Source organism: Bacillus sp. CH_70, from assembly GCF_038007045.1.
GTDB lineage: Bacteria > Bacillota > Bacilli > Bacillales > Bacillaceae_G > Bacillus_A > Bacillus_A cereus.
This window is the reverse complement of sequence record NZ_JBBOWL010000001.1, coordinates 268,517-277,500: the sequence shown is the minus strand read 5'-3', so window position 1 is coordinate 277,500 and position 8,984 is coordinate 268,517. Positions and strand designations below refer to the sequence as shown.

Here is an 8,984-nt window from a genome sequence, read left to right as displayed (position 1 = left end):
TGATCGATCTTTAGATATAAGTTTAATTCGACAAGTTTATCACCAAATACGTGAACGAATATTAAACGGAGAGCTACAATCTGGTGATAAACTACCAGCAACACGGGAATTATCTTCTGAGTTAGGTGTGTCTAGGAATGTAATTTTAGAAGCTTATGATCAATTATTTTCCGAAGGCTTTTTGGTCACTCGGCAAGGAGCTGGAACATTCATTGCCGAAGGGGCTTATTTAGAACAACGTAAAAAATCAACTCTAATTGATTCTTTATATTGGTGTGAAGAAACAAACAAAGAGAGTAACATCATTAATTTTCGTTCAGGAATACCAGCATTAGACTTATTTCCACGTAAAGGATGGGCAAAGTTGTCTCACACGATATGGAATGAAACACCTCCTTCTACGTTTGGATATGATATCCCCCAAGGACGTCCCGAATTAAGAAAGGTTTTATCACGGTATTTACTAAAAACAAGAGGAGTTTTTTGTCAACCAGAACAATTGGTGATTACTTCCGGTGCAACACAAGCTTTAACACTTGTGTCTAAGTTACTTTTGTCATCAGGTGACGAAGTACTAATAGAAGATCCCATCACCAATGACATTCAAACAATTTTTAAAAATTCAGGAGCCTTTCTTTCCCCTATACCAGTTGATGATAATGGGATGAATACATCTTTGTTACCTGCAAATAAAAATCCAAAATTCATCTTCATTACTCCTTCTCATCAGTTCCCTTTAGGTGGAACGTTGCCAATTCAACGACGTGTTCAATTGGTTAACTACTCAAGAAAAACAAATTGTTACCTCATTGAAGATGATTATGATAGTGAGTTTCGATATGAAGGCTCACCTGTAAGTTCATTACAGGGGTTGGATCCCGAACGTGTTTTATACATAGGTTCATTTAGTAAAATTTTATCACCGTCCCTTAGGATGGGATACTTAGTTCTTCCCTCACACCTTGTTGAAAAATTTCGCAGGGTAAAATGGTTTTCAGATTTACATACACCTTCTTTAAATCAGCTTATCCTTGCTAAATTTATTGCCGAAGGTTATTTGGAACGACATATTATGAAGATGAAAAAAATCTATAAAAATCGAAGAGACTTCCTTATCCAGCAATTACAATCAGCATTCTCAAATACAATCAATATTTTCGGTTATTCTACAGGATTACATCTGATTGTTGAATTCAATCAAGTTCAATTCACAAAAGAATTACTTGAGAAAATCCAACAACTCGGAGTGAAAGTATATCCTGTGGAAGACCACGCCATTGAAAAAGGAAAACATCACAATCGAATTATTATAGGGTATGGCCATTTAACAACTGAAGAAATAAAAGAGGGTGTGAGCAGGCTCCAGAGGGCAATACTTCGTATATATTCTTGTTAACAAATAGACTTTAAAGCTCAGCCATATTTTTCTGAAGGTACGCTACTTAAATGTGAAATTCTAATAAAGCTGTTTCTTGCTAGATAAACGTACTCATAGAGCCCACATTAATTACAAGTTTATTTTACAAAACACAAAAAAGACGAGTCATTCTGACTCGTCTTAAAGTTGCTTGGCGACGTCCTACTCTCACAGGGACAAGGTCCCAACTACCATCGGCGCTAGAGAGCTTAACTTCCGTGTTCGGTATGGGAACGGGTGTGACCTCTCTGCCATCATCACCAAACTATGAAGGCATATTCCTTCAAAACTAGATAACATTGCTACATATTATATGGTTAAGTCCTCGATCTATTAGTATTCGTCAGCTCCACATGTCACCATGCTTCCACCTCGAACCTATCAACCTGATCATCTTTCAGGGATCTTACTAGCTTACGCTATGGGAAATCTCATCTTGAGGGGGGCTTCATGCTTAGATGCTTTCAGCACTTATCCCTTCCGCACATAGCTACCCAGCTATGCCCTTGGCAGAACAACTGGTACACCAGCGGTGCGTCCATCCCGGTCCTCTCGTACTAAGGACAGCTCCTCTCAAATTTCCTACGCCCACGACGGATAGGGACCGAACTGTCTCACGACGTTCTGAACCCAGCTCGCGTACCGCTTTAATGGGCGAACAGCCCAACCCTTGGGACCGACTACAGCCCCAGGATGCGATGAGCCGACATCGAGGTGCCAAACCTCCCCGTCGATGTGGACTCTTGGGGGAGATAAGCCTGTTATCCCCGGGGTAGCTTTTATCCGTTGAGCGATGGCCCTTCCATGCGGAACCACCGGATCACTAAGCCCGACTTTCGTCCCTGCTCGACTTGTAGGTCTCGCAGTCAAGCTCCCTTATGCCTTTGCACTCTACGAATGATTTCCAACCATTCTGAGGGAACCTTTGGGCGCCTCCGTTACACTTTAGGAGGCGACCGCCCCAGTCAAACTGCCCACCTGACACTGTCTCCCGGGTCGATAAGACCCGTAGGTTAGAATTTCAATACAGTCAGGGCGGTATCCCACCAGCGCCTCCACCGAAGCTAGCGCTCCGGTTTCAATGGCTCCCGCCTATCCTGTACAAACTGTACCAAAATTCAATATCAGGCTACAGTAAAGCTCCACGGGGTCTTTCCGTCCTGTCGCGGGTAACCTGCATCTTCACAGGTACTATAATTTCACCGAGTCTCTGGTTGAGACAGTGCCCAAATCGTTACACCTTTCGTGCGGGTCGGAACTTACCCGACAAGGAATTTCGCTACCTTAGGACCGTTATAGTTACGGCCGCCGTTTACTGGGGCTTCAGTTCAGAGCTTCGCTTACGCTAACCCCTCTCCTTAACCTTCCAGCACCGGGCAGGTGTCACCCCCTATACTTCGCCTTACGGCTTCGCAGAGAGCTGTGTTTTTGCTAAACAGTCGCTTGGGCCTATTCACTGCGGCTTTCCGTTAAGAAAGCACCCCTTCTCCCGAAGTTACGGGGTCATTTTGCCGAGTTCCTTAACCAGAGTTCTCTCGCACACCTTAGGATTCTCTCCTCGCCTACCTGTGTCGGTTTGCGGTACAGGCACCTTTTATCTCGCTAGAAGCTTTTCTTGGCAGCGGGGAATCAAAGACTTCGCTCCATAAGGAGCTTCCCCATCACAGCTCAGCCTTCACGATAAGCGGATTTGCCTACTTATCAGCCTAACTGCTTGGACGTGCACAACCAATCGCACGCTTCTTCTATCCTTCTGCGTCCCTCCATTGCTCAAACGATAAAGAGGTGGTACAGGAATATCAACCTGTTGTCCATCGCCTACGCCTGTCGGCCTCGGCTTAGGTCCTGACTAACCCTGAGCGGACGAGCCTTCCTCAGGAAACCTTAGGCATTCGGTGGACGGGATTCTCACCCGTCTTTCGCTACTCATACCGGCATTCTCACTTCTAAGCGCTCCACCAGTCCTTCCGGTCTGACTTCACTGCACTTAGAACGCTCCCCTACCACTGATACCATTGGTATCAATTCGCAGCTTCGGTGGTGTATTTAGCCCCGGTACATTTTCGGCGCAGAGTCACTCGACTAGTGAGCTATTACGCACTCTTTAAATGGTGGCTGCTTCTAAGCCAACATCCTAGTTGTCTAAGCAACTCCACATCCTTTTCCACTTAATACACACTTTGGGACCTTAGCTGGCGATCTGGGCTGTTTCCCTCTTGACTACGGATCTTATCACTCGCAGTCTGACTCCTAAGGATAAGTCATTGGCATTCGGAGTTTGACTGAATTCGGTAATCCGATGAGGACCCCTAGTTCAATCAGTGCTCTACCTCCAAGACTCTTACACTTAAGGCTAGCCCTAAAGCTATTTCGGGGAGAACCAGCTATCTCCAGGTTCGATTGGAATTTCTCCGCTACCCACACCTCATCCCCGCACTTTTCAACGTGCGTGGGTTCGGGCCTCCATTCAGTGTTACCTGAACTTCACCCTGGACATGGGTAGATCACCTGGTTTCGGGTCTACGACCACGTACTAAACGCCCTATTCAGACTCGCTTTCGCTGCGGCTCCGCCTCTTCAGCTTAACCTTGCACGGGATCGTAACTCGCCGGTTCATTCTACAAAAGGCACGCCATCACCCATTAACGGGCTCTGACTATTTGTAGGCACACGGTTTCAGGATCTCTTTCACTCCCCTTCCGGGGTGCTTTTCACCTTTCCCTCACGGTACTGGTTCACTATCGATCACTAGGGAGTATTTAGCCTTGGGAGATGGTCCTCCCAGATTCCGACGGAATTTCACGTGTTCCGCCGTACTCAGGATACATTCAAGAGAGAACGAAGTTTCGACTACGGGGTTGTTACCCTCTACGACGGACCTTTCCAGGTCGCTTCGTCTACCTCGTTCCTTTGTAACTCCGTATAGAATGTCCTACAACCCCAAGAGGCAAGCCTCTTGGTTTGGGCTATGTTCCGTTTCGCTCGCCGCTACTCAGGAAATCGCATTTGCTTTCTCTTCCTCCAGGTACTTAGATGTTTCAGTTCCCTGGGTCTGTCTTCCATACCCTATGTATTCAGGTAAGGATACCATACCATTACGTATAGTGGGTTTCCCCATTCGGAAATCTTCGGATCAAAGCTTACTTACAGCTCCCCGAAGCATATCGGCGTTAGTCCCGTCCTTCATCGACTCCTAGTGTCAAGGCATCCACCGTGCGCCCTTTCTAACTTAACCAAACTAAAAATTAAAAAATATGAGCTACACTGTTATCTAGTTTTCAAAGAACATACATTTATATATGAGAGATAGTTCTCTCAAAACTGAACAAAACGAAACACGGAAACTTATATTGATGAACAGCGTTCATCAATTCTCCATAGAAAGGAGGTGATCCAGCCGCACCTTCCGATACGGCTACCTTGTTACGACTTCACCCCAATCATCTGTCCCACCTTAGGCGGCTGGCTCCAAAAAGGTTACCCCACCGACTTCGGGTGTTACAAACTCTCGTGGTGTGACGGGCGGTGTGTACAAGGCCCGGGAACGTATTCACCGCGGCATGCTGATCCGCGATTACTAGCGATTCCAGCTTCATGTAGGCGAGTTGCAGCCTACAATCCGAACTGAGAACGGTTTTATGAGATTAGCTCCACCTCGCGGTCTTGCAGCTCTTTGTACCGTCCATTGTAGCACGTGTGTAGCCCAGGTCATAAGGGGCATGATGATTTGACGTCATCCCCACCTTCCTCCGGTTTGTCACCGGCAGTCACCTTAGAGTGCCCAACTTAATGATGGCAACTAAGATCAAGGGTTGCGCTCGTTGCGGGACTTAACCCAACATCTCACGACACGAGCTGACGACAACCATGCACCACCTGTCACTCTGCTCCCGAAGGAGAAGCCCTATCTCTAGGGTTTTCAGAGGATGTCAAGACCTGGTAAGGTTCTTCGCGTTGCTTCGAATTAAACCACATGCTCCACCGCTTGTGCGGGCCCCCGTCAATTCCTTTGAGTTTCAGCCTTGCGGCCGTACTCCCCAGGCGGAGTGCTTAATGCGTTAACTTCAGCACTAAAGGGCGGAAACCCTCTAACACTTAGCACTCATCGTTTACGGCGTGGACTACCAGGGTATCTAATCCTGTTTGCTCCCCACGCTTTCGCGCCTCAGTGTCAGTTACAGACCAGAAAGTCGCCTTCGCCACTGGTGTTCCTCCATATCTCTACGCATTTCACCGCTACACATGGAATTCCACTTTCCTCTTCTGCACTCAAGTCTCCCAGTTTCCAATGACCCTCCACGGTTGAGCCGTGGGCTTTCACATCAGACTTAAGAAACCACCTGCGCGCGCTTTACGCCCAATAATTCCGGATAACGCTTGCCACCTACGTATTACCGCGGCTGCTGGCACGTAGTTAGCCGTGGCTTTCTGGTTAGGTACCGTCAAGGTGCCAGCTTATTCAACTAGCACTTGTTCTTCCCTAACAACAGAGTTTTACGACCCGAAAGCCTTCATCACTCACGCGGCGTTGCTCCGTCAGACTTTCGTCCATTGCGGAAGATTCCCTACTGCTGCCTCCCGTAGGAGTCTGGGCCGTGTCTCAGTCCCAGTGTGGCCGATCACCCTCTCAGGTCGGCTACGCATCGTTGCCTTGGTGAGCCGTTACCTCACCAACTAGCTAATGCGACGCGGGTCCATCCATAAGTGACAGCCGAAGCCGCCTTTCAATTTCGAACCATGCGGTTCAAAATGTTATCCGGTATTAGCCCCGGTTTCCCGGAGTTATCCCAGTCTTATGGGCAGGTTACCCACGTGTTACTCACCCGTCCGCCGCTAACTTCTTGAGAGCAAGCTCTCAATCCATTCGCTCGACTTGCATGTATTAGGCACGCCGCCAGCGTTCATCCTGAGCCAGGATCAAACTCTCCAATAAAGTTAGTTTGTCTAGCATCTAAAAATAAAAATTGACGTTTCACGTTGTTTGTTTCGTTCAGTTTTCAAAGAACTACTTGGTCGCTCATTTGCGACTTCCTTATGTTAACATCTTCGTTAGTTAATGTCAACTAAGTTTTTTATTTCGTTTGTCGCTTTCGATGTTAATGTCATCGGCGACTTGTTCTATATTACACTTCATTTGTATAATCGTCAATATGTTTTTTTAAAAACTTTATATTTTATAGAATACATATACGTAATCAAATTATCTATTTACGCATTTCTTCTATAGTTATATACAAGCACCCCACAGAACTATCTATAGGGTGCTATTCCATCATAAAAACTATTGTTCTTTCGACGGCACCGAACAACTTCCATCAGCACAAGAAAGATCGCTTTCACCATCTGCTGAAAGTTCCTGTAACTTCGGTGCAGGATTCTCTTCTTCCCACACTTGCTGAAGTGCACCAACAAAAGTTTCAAGTGGTTGTGCACCTGAAATAGCATACTTTTGATTAATAATAAAATAAGGCACTCCCGAAATTTGATATTGCTGAGCAATCGCTTCATCAATTCTAACATCATTTGCGTACGCATTTTTATCATTAATAACATTTAAAGCTTCTTGCTTATCTAAACCTGAGGCTGCAGCGATAATAGCAAGTGTATCCACATCACTTAAATTTTTCGATTCAGTGAAATATGCAAAAAGTAGATTCTCCGTAATCTCCTTTTCTTTTCCATGATTCTTTGCAAACTTCGCAAGACGATGCGCATCAAACGTATTCGTCGGCTTCATCTCATCAAAATTAAAACTTAAACCCATACTAGCTGCATGATTTCCTAGCTGTACGTTATTACGCTTAGCTTCTTCAATACTAATTCCATACTTTGATGCAAGCACTTCATTAATACTTGTTCCAGAGTAAACGGGAGTATTCGGATCCAACTCAAAACTTTTAAACTCAACTTCAACATCCTTCTTATGTGGAAATTGCTCTAAAGCCATCTCTAATCTACGTTTCCCAATATAGCAAAATGGGCATACAAAATCCGACCAAACCTCAATTTTCATATAAACACCTCATTAACATTTAGTTTTCAATCATTGTAGCACTGAGATTAAGGAATTCAAAAGTTTTTGCTCTATCTCCTTCATATAGTACATACAAAAATACACTTATAGCAGACTACCTAATTAACAAAAAAACGATAATCAAAAGGATTAACTATTATCCCTCCGATTATCGTCTATATAAATGCAACAACTTTAATTATGCCGGAATATACTTCCCTACGAACTTCCATACGGTATTCCAATATTTATTCGAATCTACTTTCTCCGCTTCTCCATGCCCAGCACCTGGAACAATTAATTTCTCTTTTTCTACTTTTGCAGCATTATATACTTCATCTAACATTTCAAAAGGAACGAATGTATCAGCATCCCCATGAATGAATAGCATAGGTGTTTTACTTTTCGCCACTTGTTTTACAGCTGAAGCTTCTTCTAAATCATATCCAGCTCTTAATTTTGTAACTGTATTTGCCGCATTCATAACAGGAAACTTCGGCAAGTGGAATAAATCTTTTAGCTGATAAGTAAATTCATCAATAACGGTTGAGTATCCACAATCTTCAATAATAACTTTAACATTAGAAGGTAAATCTTCTCCTGAAGTCATCATTACAGTTGCCCCGCCCATTGAAACACCAAATAGAGCTATTTCAGCATTAGGATCTTTCTTTAAGATTTGTTGAATCCAAATCAAAACATCTTTACGATCATGCCAGCCCATACCAACATAATCCCCTTCACTATTTCCGTGCCCACGAAGGTCTGGTGCTATGACATTATAGCCTTGTTCATAAAAGTTACGAATATATTTCGTCATTTCTGATGCTCTACCATTGTATCCATGAACCACAATTGCCCATTTATGACTAGATGATTCATTCATATATTCATAGCCTTTTAAATTCAATTTATCGAAAGAACGTATAGTTAATGTGTTAGGTTTATACTTCGATACGAAGTTCGCATTCTTTTCTTCATTTGTAGCCAATACATCTCCCGATGCATTTACCGTTTCTACTAAATGAGGATTATCTTGCAAAAATTCTTTTTCTTGTTTCGCATTCAATGCGTAGTTATAAAAATAATTCCCAACTAACATATACACGATTAATAGAAGGACTAAGACTACTATAGTAATTATACCTATCCTTTTCATATTATCTCCTTTTCTAACTTAAATCTTCTTATATTAAAGTACATCAAAAAACAACTGTACTATTTTAACACACCAGTCAATCTTATCTTTAAGAAATAAAATAGAAAATCTTAAATTACATATCAAAAATCACGAAAGAAATCGAATAAAACTTATATAAATATGTAATTAGCTTTGAAAAGAAGTTACAAAATACAAAAAAGACGAGTCATTCTGACTCGTCTTAAAGTTGCTTGGCGACGTCCTACTCTCACAGGGACAAGGTCCCAACTACCATCGGCGCTAGAGAGCTTAACTTCCGTGTTCGGTATGGGAACGGGTGTGACCTCTCTGCCATCATCACCAAACTATGAAGGCATATTCCTTCAAAACTAGATAACATTGCTACATATTAT

The 8,984-nt window shown here is 43.6% G+C and carries 3 protein-coding genes and 4 rRNA genes (1 of these 7 cut by a window edge); 1 reads left to right on the top strand and 6 read right to left on the bottom strand.

What is annotated here, in order from left to right; all coding sequences use genetic code 11:
- Positions 1–1,396, top strand: the 3' portion of a protein-coding gene (gene pdxR / locus N2V79_RS01545; RefSeq protein ID WP_340719531.1) for a MocR-like pyridoxine biosynthesis transcription factor PdxR. The gene continues 17 nt to the left of window position 1, outside the view; only the last 1,396 of its 1,413 coding nucleotides appear in the window; the start codon falls outside the window, past its left edge; it ends in the stop codon at positions 1,394–1,396.
- A 170-nt stretch (positions 1,397–1,566) separates the two neighbouring features.
- Here the strand turns inward: pdxR and rrf (N2V79_RS01540) are convergent.
- From rrf (N2V79_RS01540) to rrf (N2V79_RS01515), 6 genes are all read right to left on the bottom strand, one after another.
- A 5S ribosomal RNA gene (gene rrf / locus N2V79_RS01540) occupies positions 1,567–1,682 on the bottom strand.
- Positions 1,683–1,730: 48 nt separating this feature from the next.
- Positions 1,731–4,652, bottom strand: a 23S ribosomal RNA gene (locus N2V79_RS01535).
- Between the two features lie 146 nt (positions 4,653–4,798).
- Positions 4,799–6,350: ribosomal RNA gene (locus tag N2V79_RS01530) — 16S ribosomal RNA — on the bottom strand.
- Together the 16S, 23S and 5S rRNA genes form the textbook arrangement of a ribosomal RNA operon.
- Before the next feature lie 348 nt (positions 6,351–6,698).
- A complete protein-coding gene (locus tag N2V79_RS01525; protein ID WP_340719530.1) occupies positions 6,699–7,430 on the bottom strand; it encodes a DsbA family oxidoreductase in 732 nt (243 codons plus the stop codon).
- Between the two features lie 199 nt (positions 7,431–7,629).
- A complete protein-coding gene (locus N2V79_RS01520; RefSeq protein WP_000821101.1) occupies positions 7,630–8,589 on the bottom strand; it encodes an alpha/beta hydrolase in 960 nt (319 codons plus the stop codon).
- A 231-nt stretch (positions 8,590–8,820) separates the two neighbouring features.
- Positions 8,821–8,936, bottom strand: a 5S ribosomal RNA gene (gene rrf / locus N2V79_RS01515).
- Positions 8,937–8,984 lie beyond the last annotated feature (48 nt).

Coding starts and splice junctions, on each gene's coding strand:
- N2V79_RS01520 (WP_000821101.1), bottom strand. CDS start 8,589: ATGAAAAGGATAGGTATAATTACTATAGTAGTCTTAGTCCTTCTATTA.
- N2V79_RS01525 (WP_340719530.1), bottom strand. CDS start 7,430: ATGAAAATTGAGGTTTGGTCGGATTTTGTATGCCCATTTTGCTATATT.